A 16,454-nucleotide genomic window follows, 5' to 3' on the forward strand; every position below is an offset into this window, starting at 1 on the left:
CTTATTTGTAAATGGTGTACCCCTTATATGTGTTTATTTAAATAACACAAAAAAGGGGTAAATCATGCGTTTTCCAGTAAAAAAATTTTTCTCATATTACAAACCGTATTTAATGTTGTTTCTTTCGGCATTGGCCTGCGCCTTTATCGTATCTGCTGTGACTTTGGTGTTTCCATTACTCGTTCGGTATATTACGAAAGATGTTCTGGAAGGAGACTTATCCACTGCGCTAGGCGAAGTGTACTGGATTGGTGGGCTAATGCTTGTTTTAGTCGTGATCCAGAATATTGGGAACTACTTTGTAGACTACAAAGGTCATGAGGTCGGTGCTCGTATGGAAAGGGATATGCGTAGCGAGTTGTTCGCGCATATGCAGAAGCTTTCCTTAAGCTTTTACGATAAGGAAAAGACAGGTCAGCTCATGTCTCGAATAACGAACGACCTGCTACTGCTTTCCGAGCTCTACCATCACGGTCCAGAAGACTACGTCAAATATCTCGCCCGTTTTATTGGAGCATTTGTCATTCTGTTCTTTATTAACGCCCCCTTAACAATCGCTGTGTTCTGTTTTTTACCATTCTTAGGTGCCTTTACATTATATTTTAATAAGAAGTTGAACAAGGCATTAAGAAGAAACAAAGAGCGAATCGGGGACGTAAACGCACAGGTAGAAGATAGTCTATCGGGAATCCGCGTGGTAAAATCGTTTGCCAACGAGCACGTAGAGATTGAAAAGTTTAACCGAGAAAACAATCGTTTCCTCGATAGCCGAAAGAAAACGTACAAGGCGGAAGCGTATTTTTTCAATGGTGTTGAAGCGTTTATCCAACTGATTACGATTACGGTGATTATCTTAGGTAGTGCTAGCATTGTGAATAACACTTTAGAGTTAGCTGATTTGATTACTTTCTTACTGTATATCAACTTTATGATTGAGCCAATTCAACGACTGACTCATATGAGCACGCAGTTTCAAGAAGGAATCACTGGCTTCCAGCGCTTTATGGAAATCATGAATCTGAAGCCAGCAGTCGAAAACAAACCGAATGCCATAACCTTGCCAGAGGTACATGGCGAGATTGAGTTCAAGCAAGTTTCCTTCCGTTATGAAGACCATTTGGACAATGTCTTAGTAAACCTGTCACTTCGTATACAACCGGGAGAGTACGTTGCGTTAGTTGGTCCGTCTGGTGTGGGAAAAACTACATTATGCTCGCTCATCCCTCGCTTTTATGATGTGACAGATGGGGAGGTGTTACTAGACGGGATCAACGTTCGCGATATCGACCTGCAGTCATTAAGAAATAACATCGGTATTGTACAGCAAGATGTTTACCTTTTTGCGGGAACGGTGATGGAAAATATCCGCTACGGAAATCCAGCGGCGAGCGATGAAGAAATTATCACGGCAGCCAAGCACGCCAATGCCCATGACTTTATTATGAGCTTGCCAAACGGCTACCACTCCGAGATCGGACAAAGAGGTGTCAAATTGTCTGGTGGTCAAAAGCAGCGACTAAGTATCGCTCGCGTATTCTTAAAAAATCCACCCGTTCTTTAGATGAGGCAACGAGCGCGCTAGATAACGAGAGTGAAAGCATCGTCAAGAAATCACTAGAATCGTTAGCTAAAGGACGTACGACCCTCGTTATTGCCCATCGCCTTTCCACTATCCGCAATGCCCAACGAATTATTGTACTAACGGAGGACGGTATTGTGGAACAAGGTACGCACGATGCGTTACTTGCACGCGATGGGGTGTATACACACCTGTATTCCAAGCAGTTTGATTAGAGTTGGAAACCACTTAAGAAAAGGGGTTTTGCGCCTTTTTTACATTTTTTTCTATCTATCATGCTGCTTTTGGACTTATCTCGAATTAACCTCACGAACGCCTTTATTTGATGACTGACTTGGAAGGATATTGCGAAAAATGCGGTTGCACGCACATAACAACAGCGTCAGGAGTGGGGCAGAGAGAGATCAAAGCGTAAAAAGCTGACCACGCAACATAAGCCCACCCATTCTCCGGGTGGGCTTATGTTGCGCAATTTTATCAGACGCTCATATTTTTGAGTGCTTGGTTGAGATGGGCCACTTCCTGTAAAGCGACTTTGTCATTTAACACTTCACCAGGCTTGGTACCCCGCCCGATGACAAAGCCGGCAAATTTCATATTCATAAATTCAAATATGTACTGGAATTGCTGAACCAGAGGCAGCCCTTTGATCCTGGCCGACTCCCCGCCGGAGATAATCACATAAGCGGGCTTGTCCTTCATCGCTCCTTTAAAATCGTATGCCGGATTGCGTAGGCTTTGCGACCAGCGATCCACAAAATTTTTCATGTGGCCAGACATGCCATACCAGTATAGCGGCGTGCTGAAGACGAGGATATCGCTGTTCATCACTTGTCGAATCACTTCTTCATAATCATCACCGACCGGCTCAAATCCATGTTCTGTATGGCGTTGGTCACGGATCGGACGTATGTCTTTGTCTCGCAAGGTGATCCATTCCACATCAAGCCCCTCACACAAACGCCGCGCAAGCGTCTCTGCATTCCCATTGTCACGAGAGCTGCCTAAGATGACGGATATTTTCATCACAATCCCCCTTTTCCCAGATTCGACGAATGTTCTCGGTTAGTATATCATATATGAAGTTGGAGCAGAAACTGGCCAGTGGCACCGAACCACATTTCCATTTGTATCCGATTTCGATGTTCCACACCCCTTTAAGGTTGAAATGAAACTGTGTGTTTGGTACGATTTCTTTACAGGATACCTATTTATCAAAATCAATATATAATAGCATTTATTCACTCAATTTGAATACAATTGGAGGCTCGCATGAAATATTCCACAGGGAAAGAAACGAAAAGAAAAATTATTGAAACCGCATTCCAGCTGATGTCCGATAAAGGATTTGATGCACTAAGCATTGATGAGATCATGAAACATATCGGCAGAACCAAAGGCTCTTTCTATGTTCATTTCAAAAGCAAGGAAGAAATGTTGTATGAATTGATGCGAACCCGTTTGGACCGCGGGTATGGGCATATGGCGGCTGAGATTAAAGAGGAATTGTCCCTCGACAATTGTGATGTGCGGGCCATCTTGGAAAAAGTGACCGCCAAAATATACGCCAGCCTTGGTGACGATCCATTGACATGGACGGCCACCTTTTATCAGTTGGTCATATATTCCCGCAAAGACGAAACTGTTCGGGAATGGCTAGAACTGAACTTCAACCAATGGTCGGAATTCCTCCATATGATCGTTGAAAGAGGCCAGGAGCTGGGGCAAATCCGTTCTGACATGGATACCCAAACCATCACCAACCTGTTGATGGGAATCGTGTTGGGGTACGAAATCCTTTACATGCTTAAACCCCAGGTCGATATGACCGAGGTTATCAAGATTCACGACTGGTTGTTTATCAGCAAGCCATCCGCTGAATAAAACGGCAACTTAGTTGTGCAAAGAAAACCTAGCAAAAATCGGTTGCTAGGTTTTCTTTATCTCAACCGTTGTTAGACCGAGCAGTCAATAAACAGTACTTCTTTAAATAAATAAAGCAACTTTCTTCATGCTTACTCTTTTTTCTGTTGTTTCGCTAATTGATATTCTTTTTTTCGTTTTTTAGATTTTTCCTCTTCTTCTTTAAGGCGTTTTGCTATTTCTTCTCTATGTTTTTGAATTTCTTCTTCACTCTCTTCAAAAGTATACAACTCATCGGTGGAAACACCCAAAATTTTTGCCATTCTGTACAGTGTATCCATTCTGGGATAAGCAGTATTGCTTGTCCACATGGTTACTTGTTGTTTCACTACGCCCAAGGCGATGGCTAAATTCGTTTTGGTGGGCTTCACCTTGTTTCCATTTAAATCAAGCATAAATCCTTCGTATTTCTTTTTAGCTAAGATTAAATCTAGATTACATTTTAACACGCTTTTTCACCTCTATTATATTGTGTCTTCGTTTCATATTATAAACTTACGGTCATTATTTGTAAAATATTAAATTAACATAATGTGCCTAATTCGATACACGATTGCGCACATTGTCGCTACAATAATTGATAAATATAAAAATCATATATATATTTTACGATTAGAGATAAGATACAATGGGAACTCTCATTTTGAATCTTCTTGATATTTTCAATGCTATGGTAGTCCGACGGCGACGTAAAAATTTCCCCCTGGCACCATTGTTTCCATTGATGGTATGATCTATAAGTTGCTTGGATTCATTCGTTATGATAATAACTGATATAAGCAAGACAACCCGATATGGGCAAGTTAGCTTAGAGGTGAACAAGATGGTGGGGAGTGACGAACTAGTGATCGTAGTCGGCGGAATGATTGGGCTGGGGAAAACCAGTGTCGCGACATTGTTGGGCGAGGCCTTGAACAGTAAAGTGTTTTATGAATCGGTTGATGACAATCCGTTGCTTCCTTTGTTGTATACCGCATCAGAGGAAGAAAGCGAGCGCATGCGCTATCCGTTTTTGTTACAATTGCATTTTTTGGATACGCGTTTTAAGGCCATCAAGCGGGCCTTGACCGACAAGAAAAACGTTTTGGATCGTAGCATTTATGAGGATTGGTACTTTGCGAAAACCCTGAACGAGTTGGGCCGTATCAATGATTTGGAATTCCATGCGTATGAGCGTTTGCTGGACAATATGTTGGAGGAGATCGAAGGGATGCCCAAAAAGGCACCCGACCTGATGGTCTACCTGAGCGCATCTTTTGAAACGGTACTGACTCGGATTGGCATGCGCGGACGTGAATTTGAACAGGATCCCAGCTTGGTGGACTATTACCACACACTGTGGTCCGGTTATGATGACTGGGTTCATCACCATTACAAAGCTTCAGAGGTGTTGGTGGTGAACATGGACGAAATCGATGTGGTGAACAACGAACAGGATGCTGAATTTGTCGTTACTGAAGTAAAGAAGAGATTGAACAAAATGGGTATCATCGTTTAATTTAGTTAGTCATGCAAACGGCCAAGGCTCCTGCAATCGCTATCCCTTGCAGGAGCCCTGGCCGTTGTATGATTTGTTGATTAACCCTTTACCGCGGAAGGTTGTAGTTGTAATCGCCTCGGATGGTCTAGATTTGTTTGAAAAAAACAGATTTGCCCACTGTTACGAAAGTCGTCCTTTCTTATATAATGATAAGTACCAAAAAAAACGGAGGAGAGAAGAATGGGCATCGACGAGAGGATTTCACAATATTTGAACAAAACTAGCCGCAAACATGCTGTCCCTTATGAAGAAGGTGAAATGGTACCCGTCCGCGTCACGAAGTTGGTTGATTATGGGGCATTTGTGGTGACCAAGGATCAACATCTTTTGCCAGGCCTGATCCATATATCGCAAATCCCCCCCGGTTTTAATCTGGAAGTGAACGACTTGTTAGAGGCCCAAGTGAAACAGATCAAGGAAGACAACAAACTGGAATTGTCATTGATCCATTTGGCGGAAAGAGAGGAGACTCCCTTCGCCGTGCTTAAAGAGATGAAAGACAAATTGCCCGAAAAAGAGCTGCCTAAAGAGGAGATCGATGACATCATCGAATTTTTCTCCAAAGAATTCGGATTAGTGTCAGATAATTCTAAGAAGAAAATTCAGGAATTGGTTAAACGAATGGGCGTTTTCCACTTTACCATAACCATGATGAAAGCGCTTCCAGATTTTAAACGAGACTTGGTGTACCATTTTTTAAAAGAAGTAGAGCAGGCAGGTGATTGCCTTTAACCAACGTTTCTTTCATTTTTCGCGCCATCTGCGTGAACGCTTGGAAGAGAGGTTGGGGAAAAATTTAACAGGCCAGGAGATCGAACGATTGATACACGAAAGCATTGTGTTATTGCAGACGGATCGGCACTTGTACCTTTATCACCCTGATGAGGACATTCGTTTTCCATGCGTCAAAGATGGAGAGCGTTGGGTTATCAAATCGGTCTTGGTGAAAGGCATGTGGATGGAAGCAAAAGATTAGGTCGGGAGGTATGTAATAGATGGTCTGAATCACTAGATCATCCATAATGAGCTATAAATTGATGTGAATACTTTCAATCAAGCTGTAGTCAAGAGGTGATGATACCTTACTTACCATTGGTGCTGATGCAGGACTCGATGCGCCGTTTATTGCATGAGCGGCGCATCGTTTTGTGTTGGAGGGGTTAATCGGATTCAAGACATGCCTCATATACCAAACGGGCCAATTGTTTCATTTGTTGTTGCGCTTGCTCGTATTCACACTCCTCACTCAGCGCAACCATCACCACCGCCCGCGACTTGGTAAACAAAATGCCAGCATCATGCAGCGTCCGGGTGACCATCCCTGTCTTGTGGGCCAACTCCCATTCCGGTAACCAGCCGATAATATCCCCGTGCTGGCTTGGTAGTCCCGTCGGCAAACAGTCTCGAAGCTGCTGTTTTTTTAAGATTTCGACCATTTGTCTGCTTGCGTGTTGCGATACAACCTTACCCTGCGCGATGTGGCGGAAGCATCGGGCAACATCTGCTGCGGTAATCATGTTCAGGCCTGCTGGCGCCGCTGGTACGATCATCAACTTGTTGTGAAAGGTACTTTGTCGCATACCAAGTTCATCCATGGTTTCACGGATCGTTTCCGTCCCCAACAGATCAATAAGGATATTGGTGGCGGTGTTGTCGCTTTGGATTATCATCAGTGTGGTCAAGTCTTGCACCGAGAAGCGCAGCCCTGGTGATAGATGTTGCAGAACGCCCGTTCCTCCCACTTGGTCTTCGGCCGTCAAGATGATCTCATCGGCCAATGCCAAACGGCCTAGAAACGCCTGCTTATAAACGGCGACCATGATGGGAACTTTTATGATGCTTGCCGCGTAAAATGATTTGGTTTCATTCCATGCCCAAGTGGTCGCGCTGGTTAAATCTTCGATCCAAACTCCCCAATTTCCAACGGCTCTGCTTTTCCAATGCTCCAAATTCTGGATTAAACGATTTACAGTCATTCCATTTTCACCTCTGCCACCTATTATCCCATAAATAAAGGAAAATTTTTATTGTTGAAAAAATAAAATATTCGATATAATTGTTATAGGTCATCATTTGGATTGTAGTTTGATGCCATATGTTAAGGGGAGATAATATGGCGGAAGATTTAATCAAATTATTGGAGATATTGAATGACAGTTCGGGATGGTTTCTCAGTTTCCTCACATATATTGTTGCTGCTGGATTGGTCGTCATGATTATCATCCATCTTTATCGCTATGCCACCGGAAAAAATGATTGGATGGGACGCAACTTGGAAGAAACAGATCAAGGGGGGCAAGTGACGTTAATCCAATTGGAACGGTGCCAGGAGGAAAATGATGAGCTTGAAAAGAAAGTTATTTTACTGGAGCAAGAACGGAAAGAATTGCTTGAGCTGATCAAAGAAAAAGAGCTGGAGATAACCAAAGGAAAAAAACAGGTGAACAAACTGACCCAAGAAATCAATACGCTACGGCAACTGTATGAAGAATTGGATAACCGGTACGACGATGAGACTTACACGATGTCACAAATCATGTACACTGCGGATGAAATCGCTACTGCAATCGTGGAAGAAGAACATTTCCGCCAAAACCGCGACGACATTTTCATGAATCTTCTGGATTATCTTGTCAATACGTTTAAGGGTTTCCGCGAGAAAAATCCGCGTTGTATCATCCATGTCAAACATCCCGAAGAAGACTGCTTGATCCATTATGCCCATTCCAGTGGACATTCGCACCGGGTCAAATTTTACCGCCCGCCGATTATCGGAAGTTCGGCAGGGAAGGCGTATCGCACGAATGAACTGTATTATGTCCCAGATGTGGAGAATTTGGAGTATGAATACGACCGCAAAGAGTTATCTCGCAAGGTGTATCGCACTATTTTGTGCGTCCCCATCAAGGCTGGTTCGCTGGATGGAAAAACGATTGGGGTATTATCAGTCACGGGAACGCCCGTTGACGCGTATGAGAAAATAGAAATCGAAAGAGCGATTCTTTTTGCGAGCCTGATTTATCCGCTGATCCACATTGATTTGAACAAACGGAAGGAGACAGGTGATGAACCAGATTCAGAAGCTTCCGGTTGAAGAGCGCAGACGGTTAAACCGCCTTTATCGAAAAGGTTCCATTACAAGAAAACAATTTATGCAATTGATGAAAAATGGATTGTTTGATCATGAACGGCTCGAGATGAAGCGAAAATATCTGGAGTTCATCAAGCTGCATCGGGATGAATGGAATTAATCATGACAGATAAAAAGATGGGTAGCTAACCACCCATCTTTTTATCCTTCACGAGAGTGGCTTTCCTTTAAGCGCTTGTCCAACACAAATGTGCCAAATGGAATGACCGAAGCGATCAGCGCGCCGATGATTTGTTTCACAGACCAGCGGTTCACAATGGCAACATGGCCTACAGCAACTATGAAGAGGACGAACAGCAATCCGTGCAATCCGCCGGTGATTGTGACGGCCATGGCATAGTCAGCCAAATATTTCATGGGCATGGCGATAAATAATAAAATGAGATATGACATTCCTTCAAGAAAGCCAATGACACGCAATCGACCCAAAGGTTGTTTGAGCATACTATCACCCCAGCATTAAGTTAACCATAAAAGGTGCCTGCCTTGAATGTGAAAATCTTAACAATCTGTGTCCCTTTTAGCAAATCTAACTGAGTGGTCAAAATTCGATTGACACACAATCTGAATTTTATTTATGATGGTAATACGTATATTATTCAAAAAAATTAAAAATCGATTCGATCCCGTTTAAACCGAACGCGGATGGGTCAATCCGTTTCTCATCTTACCAAACAAGGAGCATCTGTCTATATTTTGGTGGAGATATTTTAAAAAGAAAGGATGCGCGATATGGAAGCAAATCATGTGCTTGATTGCAAAGGCTTGCAATGTCCCATCCCCTTGATCCAAACCAAGCGAACGGTCGAGCGACTGTCCGTGAATGAAATTTTGGAGTTGCACACGACCGATCCCGGGGCGTTACAAGACATACCGGTCTGGGCCCGAGCAAATGGGCATACGATCGTTAAGCAACAAACCGATGGCTCAACGTATCGCTTTTGGATCAAAAAAGGACGAAGAGAGGATTGACCCATGAACGGCCAAAAAACGACGATGGTTGTGTTTAGCGGTGATTTGGACAAGGCTTTGGCTGCCTTTATCATAGCCACCGGGTCGGCGGCTATGGGAAATCAAGTGTCAATGTTTTTTACGTTTTGGGGTCTTAATATCATGCGAAAAGACCAAGTGGTCAATGTGAAAAAATCCTGGATGGACAAGACATTTGGCTGGCTTTTGCCTCGCGGCCCCGAGAAGTTGGGATTGTCCAAGCTTCACTTCGCTGGCTTGGGGCCGATGATGATGCGAAGGGTTATGCAAAAGAAAAATGTTGCTACGTTGAACGAGTTGATTCAGATAACATTGGAATTGGATATAAAGCTGATTGCTTGCACCATGTCGATGGAAGTGCTCGGTATACAAAAGGAAGAGTTGATAGACGGTATGGAATTTGCCGGGGTGGCTACCTATATATCTGAGGCCAATGATGGGAACATCAATCTTTTCATCTGAGATGCAAGGTGTTGTCGGTAGGCAGATCAATTGATGCAGTCAAGGCAAAAATCCCATTCCTCAGCAGAACACCGTATATGCACTAAAGAACGGTCGGGGACGGAGATGGTATTGCTTTCCGACTGTTCCGAAATCCGCTCCAGCCGTGCGCCATTCACATGCCGGAGAATGCGGATCGTTTCGTGCGGGCGGATGAGAATATCGATTCGAAACAAAAAGGGTGAAGTGCCACAAGAGAGCGTCGCTTGTTCACCAGGTAGCAAACTGAATGAATGGTTCATCGTGCCGCCTCCTCAATCTAAAATTAAAACCCCATTTAGCTTATCCTTACGCTGAATGGGGGTTGTTTATGTTCTGCGGCAGAAATTATCCGGTTTTGATCGCCCCAGTTATTCTGGTACTGGAAACAAACGAAAGAAGCCATGAAAAAAGCATTACAAGGGTTGCTCAGCTTGTCGACCTGCAATAACAGACTTTGTCGACAAGCTGAATACCAGTAACTTACTGGTATATTAACTATCTACATTGCAGTCTTGGCGTACGGTAGTAGTAATATTATGAGCCATTTTACGCATAAGGCGTAATAACAGAGTTCTTTCCTCATCTGACATGCCACGAAATAATTCCTCTTGAACTTCTGCTACAATTTTTTTTAATTGAGGCATAACAGACCAGCCTTTGGATGTTAGATAAACATGATAGTAACGTTTATCCTCCTGATTGACTCGACGTTCAACAAAACCTAACTCCTCTAGTTTATTTATTGCTTTGACTGTTGCTGATTTATTAACCAATAGCAATTCGCTGAGCTTTTGCTGGCTTTGACCATCATTTTCATATAGAGCAAACAAGTAGTTATATTGTCCTGAACCGATTCCAAATGATTCCAAACGCTGAGCCAAGTATAACTGAACATGGCGCCAAATGATCGATGTATATTTACCTACATTATTTTCAAATAGATTATCCATATGATTTTACTCTCCTTCACTTTCCAATAATGATACTAAAGTTTAGTTCATGATGCCAAGCGACTATTTTTATAAATGAATCCCTCTAAAACAAGATTGTTTACCATTAAATAGAAAAAAGATAGTGGTTTACTAGTGAACTATTGAATGGTAAACTATTATAGGTGAAAGGGATGGATACCCAAATAATTTTACACCGTTTAGGAAATACAAACATGAAAACAAGTGAGGAATGATGAGTAAATGGCAAGAGTGTTATATATCACAGCAAATCCTAAAACAGAAATGGAGTCTTTTAGTTTGTCTATCGCTAAAGAATTTTTAGGCGCGTATCAACAAGTAAAACCAAATGATGAAATCATGCATCTTGATCTGTATAAAATGGATATCCCTTATATTGATGCAGATGTGTTAAATAGCTGGAGTAAACTTCGCCAAGGAATACCATTTGAGGAGTTATCTAATAATGAGCAAACAAAAGTAAGTCGCATTAATGAGTTAACCGATCAGTTTGCTAACACGGACAAGTATGTGTTTGTGACTCCTATGTGGAACCTTAGTGTTCCTCCCAAAATGAAAGCATATATTGATGTCATTTGTATTGCAGGAAAAACCTTTAAATATACAGAACAAGGGTCTGTTGGATTGTTAACAAATAAAAAAGCTGTTCATATTCAAGCACGAGGTGGGATTTACTCAGAAAGTCCTATGAAAGAACTTGAATTTGGAGATCGTTTTGTGAAAGCTATTTGCAACTTTATGGGGATTACCGATATTGAATCAATTATTGCCGAAGGAATGGCACAAATGCCACAAGAAGCAGGAAATATTAAAACCAAGGCAATTGATTATGCAAAAGAAGTTGCTATCCGATTTGCTCAATAGTTCATTGTTGTGAATTACCTAATATAGAATTAGAAACGGAGGTTTCTCGTGGCTAACATCGTTAAAATTAGAGGGAGTGTATTTGCGCCGTATGCTTGGTTGGAACCTATTAAAGATCCTGCAACAGGAAGGATATTCGAATATACTGGTGATGCACGTGAATTTACACCAAACGCTGTAAACACTATGCGGTCAAGATTAGAGCAAGAAGTGATTATTGATTTTTATAAAAAAGAAATTTTCACATATGCAAATGCTTGCATCGTAACTGTAAAAATTACAAATCCAGATGGCTCTATTGATTATAAAAAAGGAAAAGCAGGTACAGAAAACATTGTATGTACTAATGTTGTGTGGGGCTCTGATGAAGTTTCTTTTGAAATGAGGGCAAGTGCCAGTAATCCTTTAAATACAGTAGCACCTGCAGCTGACTATTTATTAACTATACGTGTTAACGAAAGTGGTGTTGCACATATTGAAGGTTCCCATGATGGATTCCCCTGCTTTGAATTTTATAAACAAATTGATTTTGGTCCATTTGAACAAATTTATACTCATGATTTCAGAGAAACTGGTGATACACCTGAAGCTCTAGCTGGAGAAATGGAATATAGTTTTAAAATGACAATCTAGAAGTTAAATTACGCCCAAGAGAGGCTCATTGAAATAGATGACCCTGATCGAAAGCTTGCATGATGTGAAGCAGAGTGACTGGGCGCTTTTAATCAAGCGAAGGAACCAGACTCAGAAAGAGCGGGAACCCCCTAGCACTTTTGAAAATAGATATAAATTAGAAGAGTACCTTGATTATGAGAAAGAAATTGCCTGTTTTGCTCAATGGGTTAATATTATGTATTACCCAAAATAAAATTTGAATTACAGAGGTGTTTTTCATGACTAATATCATTAAAATTAGAGCGAGTGTATTTATTCCAATGGCTTGGACTGAACCTAAGAAAGATATTAAAACAGGAAATGTAATCCAATTCGGAGGTGACGCACGTGAATTTACACCTTATGCTGTAAACACTATGCGTTCCAGAATTGAACAAGAAGTAGTTATAGATTTTTATAAAAAAGAAATTTTCACATATGCGAATACTGGCATAACAACAGAAAGAGTCACAGCACCAGATGGCTCCGTTTATAAAAGAACAGGAAAAGCTAGTACAAAAGGTATTTTGTGTACGAATATTGTATGGAGTTCTGATGACGTCAAGTTTCAAATGAGTGCTAGTGCTAGCAATCCATTAAATTTATATGCACCTCCCGTCGACTATCTATTAAATGTACATGCCAAAAAAGACGGTATTGTCAAGATTCAAGGTGCACATGATGGATTCCCATGTTTTGAATTTTATAAGCAAGTAAATTTTGGTCCGTTTGAACAAATTTATACTCATGATTTCAGGAAAACTGGTGACACTCCAGAAGCGCTAGCTGGAGAGATGGAATACAGTTTTGAAAAAATATTATAAGGAGTAAACCCGTTGTAGAAAAAACAGTCACTGATTGCTCTATGTTACAAGCTCCTTGGAGTTTATATCAAGATAAAAACCGGTTCTACATAGGACCGGTTTCTTAGCGTGCTGTTTATATAGTGTTTTGTGCTTCTGGTACTCTTCTATCAATCTACGCCCTCTTCCCATTCTCTCCATCTATCATGTCGCTTTTGTACGTATCTCGTTGCGCCTAAAGATGCCTTATCATCTCCGCTCCATAAATGGAACCTCACTGAAGTGACGTGAGTAACAGCGCCTAACCTTCATCTGAAAGGACTGGGTGGGACGATAGCATGGTGTGAAAAGGCACAAGGGCAAGAAGTGTCAATCGACTGGCGATTTCGGGTAGAAGGCGAAGAGATTCTGGAGCAAGCATTGGAAAGAGGCAGAGGAGCGATTCTGCTCACTCCACACTTGGGTAATTTTTTCTATTATTACTGGTACTTGTCGATGAAGTATCCATGCTTGACAGTCGTAACTGCCCAAAGCGAAGACATTCGTCCTTTCTATCTGTTATTTCAACGGTTGGGGTGCGATGGGCTAGATTACGAAAACGCTTAAGGCGCATCTGAAGAAAAACGGCGTAGTATTCTTGCTTGGCGATTTTTACCGTCCGCAATTTCTTGAATCTATCTTTTTCGGGAGATAAACACGGACTCCCGGAGGGGCGGCGGTCTTGTCGCTGGAACAAAACATACCGGTCATTCCCTTTATGGGGTTTCGAGAACAAGGGTTTTGCCACCAGCTTACGTTTCGAGAGCCCATTCATCGTACGAAATGTTTGATCGCAAAGAGCGGGGGGGAGCGATCAATTTTTTGAACCGAGAGATGGAGGAGATGGTGAAAGACGCTCCAGGGCAGTGGTTTTATTGGTTTAATGCAGAGGAACGATGGGAAAAAGAAGAAGCCGCATCTGAAGCGAGTTGACATAAAGGGGCGATACGGTTTGACGGAAGCGTTAATTCTGGGTTGGGTGGCTTGCTACGGCTATCCGATATTGTTCATTATCTTGCTGCTCGGGATCATCGGGTTTCCAATTCCGGACGAAGTCGTGCTATTTTATGCCGGGACACTGATCGCTAAAGGTGTTTTCTCTTTGTTGCCTACCTTTCTTTTATCAGTTGTTGCCGTGTTGTTCGGTTCACTGATCAACTATTTCCTGGCAGCTTTCGGCAAGCAGAAATTGTTTGCGGCCTTTCCCAAATGGCGCTTTTTGATCGGGAAATCAGAACGTTCGCTTGAATTTGTGCGCAAATATGGATTTTGGGGGATTCCTGTGTCATACTTCATTCCCGGTGTCCGGATAGGGGTCTCGTACGGTGCGGGTGTGTTAAAATTGAACCGTTCTCAATATTTGATCGGGGCCTTGTGTGGCTCCGTCGCATGGGTCGGCGTGTACTTGTTAACTGGATATGGTATCAGCTAATGTTAGTCAGGAGCCGCAAGGCTCCTTTTTTTATGAACGGGGAGAGAGTGGTTGATACAACAATGATCTGCTTAATTAGTTGTCTTGCAAACATTCGATACAAAGCAGGCGGATAGACGACAAATATACAGCGTACGGGCGACTGGACCTGCCACGGAAGATCAGTGAGAGTGCACAATATGCTCTGAAAGACTTTTTTCATTTCATTTCTCAATACTATAGTTAACTTTTTCTAGTGAGATCGAAAGGGTTAATTGAGAAATATGCAGGATAAAACCATCGAATTTAAATAAATCATTACACAACGTTACAAAATATTTGTTTTGTAACGTTTTGTAGGGGTGTTTTTGACGAAAACAGGCCATATATTCGGTGTCTAGCCCCCTTTTATTTGGTAAATTTACTCTGTTTACCAGCGATTTTCTGTATGCTGAGTCGTACACTCTTCGTAATCCAAATCAACGATGCCATAAAAAATGACAAAGCGGGAAAATTTCTGCCCACTTTGTCATTTGCATTCATCTTTATATAGCTTTCTCAGCGCCATTTGCGGTTGCCATCAAATATTGATCGCATGCGCGGGCCGCTTCCCGTCCTTCGTGGATGGCCCATACGATCAGGCTTTGCCCCCGCCGCATATCACCGGCGACAAAAACCCCTTCTAGATTGGTGCGGTAATCGCCATAAGCGGAGTTGACTTTGAAATTGGTGTGCGCAAGCCCTGCGTGAGAGAGAAGTTTTTCTTCCGTTCCAGCGAAACCGATGGCGATCAATACGAGCTGGGCCGGCCAGATCCGCTCACTGCCAGGTATCTCTCTAAATGTATAGCTGCCATCCGGTGCATAAATTTTCTCCATATCTACGGTGTGCAATGCTTTCACACGGCCTTGTGCATCGCTGACAATTTTACGTGTTGCAATCGAGTATCGGCGCGGGTCGCGGCCAAATTTTGCTTCCGCTTCCTTATAAGCATAATCCAGTGTGAAAACATGAGGATACTCTGGCCAGGGATTATCCGGACGGCGTTTATCAGGCAGTCGGGGATGCTTGCCGAATTGTACAACGCTCCGGCATCGTTGGCGCAAGGCGGTCGCCACGCAGTCGGCACCTGTGTCCCCACCGCCGATGACGATCACATCTTTGCCTTCCGCTGATAAGTTTGATTCACCGGTTTGCGGATTGAGCAATTGCTTGGTGGCCGCAGTCAAATAATCCATCGCATACTCTACTCCTGCGGACTCTCTCCCCTCTATCACCAGGTCACGCTGTTGTTGCGCTCCAGCGCATAGGATCACCGCATCATACTCTGATCGCAATTGATCCATCGTTATATCTTTGCCGACTTCGGTGTTGGTGACAAAGGTGATCCCTTCCTGCTCCATGAGCCGCACCCGGCGCTCAACTACCCGCTTCTCCAACTTCATGTTGGGAATGCCGTACATCAACAAGCCGCCAATGCGGTCGGCCCGTTCAAACACGGTGACCGAATGACCCGCTTTATTCAATTGATCGGCGCTGGCCAATCCCGCGGGGCCAGACCCGACCACGGCCACTTTTTTTCCCGTTCGCAATCGGGGGGGCCGAGGAACGATCCACCCCTCGGCAAACCCTTTTTCAATAATGGCCAGTTCGATGTTTTTGATGGTCACGGCAGGGTCATGAATGGCCACCGTACAAGCCCCTTCGCAGGGAGCCGGGCACACGCGTCCAGTGAATTCGGGGAAGTTATTGGTTTTTAACAGGCGGTCTAGCGCTTCTTTCCAACGCCCGCGGTAGACGAGATCGTTCCATTCTGGAATGAGGTTGTGCACAGGACAACCCGATGCTGAACCGTTTAACTCAAATCCGGCGTGGCAGAACGGCGTGCCGCAATCCATGCAACGAGCGCCTTGGACTTGCAATTTTTCTTCAGGAAAAGGAAGTTGATATTCCTCCCAGTCGTTCAAACGCGCAAGCGGATTCCGCTCTTGTGGCTCTTCCCTTTTGTATTCAATGAATCCCGTTGGTTTGCCCATAATCTCCCTC

At 43.1% G+C, this 16,454-nt stretch carries 21 protein-coding genes and 1 pseudogene; 15 read left to right on the forward strand and 7 right to left on the reverse strand.

What is annotated here, in order from left to right:
• Nucleotides 1-64: 64 nt before the first annotated feature.
• Nucleotides 65-1,794: pseudogene (locus QQZ12_RS07620) on the forward strand (ABC transporter ATP-binding protein).
• 262 nt (nucleotides 1,795-2,056) lie between these two features.
• On the opposite strand, the gene QQZ12_RS07625 reads toward QQZ12_RS07620, so the two are convergent.
• Nucleotides 2,057-2,605 carry a flavodoxin family protein gene (locus QQZ12_RS07625; protein WP_102992483.1) on the reverse strand — a complete coding sequence of 183 codons (549 nt, stop codon included), beginning with the start codon at nucleotides 2,603-2,605 and terminating at the stop codon, nucleotides 2,057-2,059.
• Between the two features lie 246 nt (nucleotides 2,606-2,851).
• On the opposite strand from QQZ12_RS07625, the gene QQZ12_RS07630 reads away from it, so the two are divergent.
• Nucleotides 2,852-3,463, forward strand: coding sequence for a TetR/AcrR family transcriptional regulator (locus QQZ12_RS07630; RefSeq protein ID WP_102992482.1), 612 nt, complete (start codon nucleotides 2,852-2,854; stop codon nucleotides 3,461-3,463).
• Nucleotides 3,464-3,594: 131 nt separating this feature from the next.
• Here the strand turns inward: QQZ12_RS07630 and QQZ12_RS07635 are convergent, their stop codons facing one another.
• Nucleotides 3,595-3,951, reverse strand: coding sequence for a helix-turn-helix domain-containing protein (locus QQZ12_RS07635; protein WP_123827443.1), 357 nt, complete (start codon nucleotides 3,949-3,951; stop codon nucleotides 3,595-3,597).
• A 374-nt stretch (nucleotides 3,952-4,325) separates the two neighbouring features.
• Here QQZ12_RS07635 and QQZ12_RS07640 point away from each other — a divergent pair, with 374 nt between their 5' ends.
• The 3 genes from QQZ12_RS07640 (at nucleotide 4,326) to QQZ12_RS07650 (ending at nucleotide 6,018) form a co-directional block, all read left to right on the forward strand.
• Nucleotides 4,326-5,000 carry a deoxynucleoside kinase gene (locus QQZ12_RS07640; protein WP_102992480.1) on the forward strand — a complete coding sequence of 225 codons (675 nt, stop codon included), beginning with the start codon at nucleotides 4,326-4,328 and terminating at the stop codon, nucleotides 4,998-5,000.
• A 222-nt stretch (nucleotides 5,001-5,222) separates the two neighbouring features.
• Complete coding sequence (locus QQZ12_RS07645) at nucleotides 5,223-5,774, forward strand: S1 RNA-binding domain-containing protein (RefSeq protein ID WP_284724206.1); 552 nt, start codon at nucleotides 5,223-5,225, stop codon at nucleotides 5,772-5,774.
• The gene (locus QQZ12_RS07650) at nucleotides 5,761-6,018 is read left to right on the forward strand and encodes a hypothetical protein (RefSeq protein WP_022738214.1); all 258 of its coding nucleotides are present in this window, start codon (nucleotides 5,761-5,763) and stop codon (nucleotides 6,016-6,018) included. Before QQZ12_RS07645 ends, QQZ12_RS07650 begins: the two co-directional genes overlap by 14 nt.
• Before the next feature lie 184 nt (nucleotides 6,019-6,202).
• On the opposite strand, the gene QQZ12_RS07655 is transcribed toward QQZ12_RS07650, so the two are convergent.
• Entirely contained in the window at nucleotides 6,203-7,018 is an 816-nt protein-coding gene (locus QQZ12_RS07655; RefSeq protein WP_102992477.1) for a serine hydrolase, read from the reverse strand.
• A 137-nt stretch (nucleotides 7,019-7,155) separates the two neighbouring features.
• Between QQZ12_RS07655 and QQZ12_RS07660 the strand changes: the two genes are divergently transcribed.
• Nucleotides 7,156-8,136, forward strand: a complete 981-nt coding sequence (locus QQZ12_RS07660) for a GAF domain-containing protein (protein WP_102992476.1) — start codon at nucleotides 7,156-7,158, stop codon at nucleotides 8,134-8,136.
• Nucleotides 8,108-8,293: a hypothetical protein gene (locus QQZ12_RS07665; protein ID WP_102992475.1), complete on the forward strand. Its 186-nt coding sequence runs from the start codon at nucleotides 8,108-8,110 to the stop codon at nucleotides 8,291-8,293. The genes QQZ12_RS07660 and QQZ12_RS07665 overlap by 29 nt, the downstream gene beginning before the upstream one ends.
• 41 nt (nucleotides 8,294-8,334) lie before the next feature.
• Here the strand turns inward: QQZ12_RS07665 and QQZ12_RS07670 are convergent, their stop codons facing one another.
• Nucleotides 8,335-8,637 (reverse strand): DUF3817 domain-containing protein, encoded by a 303-nt coding sequence (locus QQZ12_RS07670; RefSeq protein WP_102992474.1) that lies wholly within the window; start codon nucleotides 8,635-8,637, stop codon nucleotides 8,335-8,337.
• 288 nt (nucleotides 8,638-8,925) lie between these two features.
• Between QQZ12_RS07670 and QQZ12_RS07675 the strand changes: the two genes are divergently transcribed.
• Both QQZ12_RS07675 and QQZ12_RS07680 read left to right on the forward strand, forming a co-directional pair.
• Nucleotides 8,926-9,165 carry a sulfurtransferase TusA family protein gene (locus QQZ12_RS07675; protein WP_102992473.1) on the forward strand — a complete coding sequence of 80 codons (240 nt, stop codon included), beginning with the start codon at nucleotides 8,926-8,928 and terminating at the stop codon, nucleotides 9,163-9,165.
• Nucleotides 9,166-9,168: 3 nt separating this feature from the next.
• On the forward strand, nucleotides 9,169-9,645 hold the full coding sequence (locus QQZ12_RS07680; RefSeq protein ID WP_284724207.1) for a DsrE/DsrF/DrsH-like family protein: 477 nt from the start codon (nucleotides 9,169-9,171) through the stop codon (nucleotides 9,643-9,645).
• A 26-nt stretch (nucleotides 9,646-9,671) separates the two neighbouring features.
• Here the strand turns inward: QQZ12_RS07680 and QQZ12_RS07685 are convergent, their stop codons facing one another.
• On the reverse strand, nucleotides 9,672-9,926 hold the full coding sequence (locus QQZ12_RS07685) for a hypothetical protein (RefSeq protein WP_154986671.1): 255 nt from the start codon (nucleotides 9,924-9,926) through the stop codon (nucleotides 9,672-9,674).
• Nucleotides 9,927-10,157: 231 nt separating this feature from the next.
• A complete protein-coding gene (locus QQZ12_RS07690; RefSeq protein WP_102992470.1) occupies nucleotides 10,158-10,616 on the reverse strand; it encodes a MarR family winged helix-turn-helix transcriptional regulator in 459 nt (152 codons plus the stop codon).
• 243 nt (nucleotides 10,617-10,859) lie between these two features.
• On the opposite strand from QQZ12_RS07690, the gene QQZ12_RS07695 reads away from it, so the two are divergent.
• The 6 genes from QQZ12_RS07695 (at nucleotide 10,860) to QQZ12_RS07720 (ending at nucleotide 14,429) form a co-directional block, all read left to right on the forward strand.
• The gene (locus QQZ12_RS07695; RefSeq protein WP_106342057.1) at nucleotides 10,860-11,501 is read left to right on the forward strand and encodes an FMN-dependent NADH-azoreductase; all 642 of its coding nucleotides are present in this window, start codon (nucleotides 10,860-10,862) and stop codon (nucleotides 11,499-11,501) included.
• A 48-nt stretch (nucleotides 11,502-11,549) separates the two neighbouring features.
• On the forward strand, nucleotides 11,550-12,134 hold the full coding sequence (locus QQZ12_RS07700) for a DUF3238 domain-containing protein (RefSeq protein ID WP_102992468.1): 585 nt from the start codon (nucleotides 11,550-11,552) through the stop codon (nucleotides 12,132-12,134).
• 37 nt (nucleotides 12,135-12,171) lie between these two features.
• Entirely contained in the window at nucleotides 12,172-12,369 is a 198-nt protein-coding gene (locus QQZ12_RS07705) for a hypothetical protein (RefSeq protein WP_102992467.1), read from the forward strand.
• Nucleotides 12,370-12,394: 25 nt separating this feature from the next.
• Nucleotides 12,395-12,979, forward strand: a complete 585-nt coding sequence (locus QQZ12_RS07710; protein WP_284724208.1) for a DUF3238 domain-containing protein — start codon at nucleotides 12,395-12,397, stop codon at nucleotides 12,977-12,979.
• A gap of 345 nt (nucleotides 12,980-13,324) precedes the next feature.
• Nucleotides 13,325-13,564, forward strand: a complete 240-nt coding sequence (locus tag QQZ12_RS07715; RefSeq protein ID WP_181352848.1) for an LpxL/LpxP family acyltransferase — start codon at nucleotides 13,325-13,327, stop codon at nucleotides 13,562-13,564.
• Between the two features lie 385 nt (nucleotides 13,565-13,949).
• A complete protein-coding gene (locus tag QQZ12_RS07720; RefSeq protein WP_181352847.1) occupies nucleotides 13,950-14,429 on the forward strand; it encodes a DedA family protein in 480 nt (159 codons plus the stop codon).
• Between the two features lie 524 nt (nucleotides 14,430-14,953).
• Here QQZ12_RS07720 and QQZ12_RS07725 read toward each other — a convergent pair.
• A complete protein-coding gene (locus QQZ12_RS07725; RefSeq protein ID WP_284724209.1) occupies nucleotides 14,954-16,444 on the reverse strand; it encodes a glutamate synthase subunit beta in 1,491 nt (496 codons plus the stop codon).
• Between the last annotated feature and the right edge of the window lie 10 nt (nucleotides 16,445-16,454).

This window comes from Laceyella tengchongensis, assembly GCF_900182735.1.
In the GTDB taxonomy this organism is placed as follows: domain Bacteria; phylum Bacillota; class Bacilli; order Thermoactinomycetales; family Thermoactinomycetaceae; genus Laceyella; species Laceyella tengchongensis.

Bases quoted from the DNA above. Each gene is read 5' to 3' on its own strand.
- QQZ12_RS07655 (WP_102992477.1), bottom strand. From the start codon at position 7,018: ATGACTGTAAATCGTTTAATCCAGAATTTGGAGCATTGGAAAAGCAGA.
- QQZ12_RS07690 (WP_102992470.1), bottom strand. From the start codon at position 10,616: ATGGATAATCTATTTGAAAATAATGTAGGTAAATATACATCGATCATT.
- QQZ12_RS07705 (WP_102992467.1), top strand. From the start codon at position 12,172: ATGACCCTGATCGAAAGCTTGCATGATGTGAAGCAGAGTGACTGGGCG.
- QQZ12_RS07675 (WP_102992473.1), top strand. From the start codon at position 8,926: ATGGAAGCAAATCATGTGCTTGATTGCAAAGGCTTGCAATGTCCCATC.
- QQZ12_RS07665 (WP_102992475.1), top strand. From the start codon at position 8,108: ATGAACCAGATTCAGAAGCTTCCGGTTGAAGAGCGCAGACGGTTAAAC.
- QQZ12_RS07630 (WP_102992482.1), top strand. From the start codon at position 2,852: ATGAAATATTCCACAGGGAAAGAAACGAAAAGAAAAATTATTGAAACC.
- QQZ12_RS07645 (WP_284724206.1), top strand. From the start codon at position 5,223: ATGGGCATCGACGAGAGGATTTCACAATATTTGAACAAAACTAGCCGC.
- QQZ12_RS07695 (WP_106342057.1), top strand. From the start codon at position 10,860: ATGGCAAGAGTGTTATATATCACAGCAAATCCTAAAACAGAAATGGAG.
- QQZ12_RS07685 (WP_154986671.1), bottom strand. From the start codon at position 9,926: ATGAACCATTCATTCAGTTTGCTACCTGGTGAACAAGCGACGCTCTCT.
- QQZ12_RS07670 (WP_102992474.1), bottom strand. From the start codon at position 8,637: ATGCTCAAACAACCTTTGGGTCGATTGCGTGTCATTGGCTTTCTTGAA.
- QQZ12_RS07710 (WP_284724208.1), top strand. From the start codon at position 12,395: ATGACTAATATCATTAAAATTAGAGCGAGTGTATTTATTCCAATGGCT.
- QQZ12_RS07725 (WP_284724209.1), bottom strand. From the start codon at position 16,444: ATGGGCAAACCAACGGGATTCATTGAATACAAAAGGGAAGAGCCACAA.
- QQZ12_RS07660 (WP_102992476.1), top strand. From the start codon at position 7,156: ATGGCGGAAGATTTAATCAAATTATTGGAGATATTGAATGACAGTTCG.
- QQZ12_RS07625 (WP_102992483.1), bottom strand. From the start codon at position 2,605: ATGAAAATATCCGTCATCTTAGGCAGCTCTCGTGACAATGGGAATGCA.
- QQZ12_RS07640 (WP_102992480.1), top strand. From the start codon at position 4,326: ATGGTGGGGAGTGACGAACTAGTGATCGTAGTCGGCGGAATGATTGGG.
- QQZ12_RS07680 (WP_284724207.1), top strand. From the start codon at position 9,169: ATGAACGGCCAAAAAACGACGATGGTTGTGTTTAGCGGTGATTTGGAC.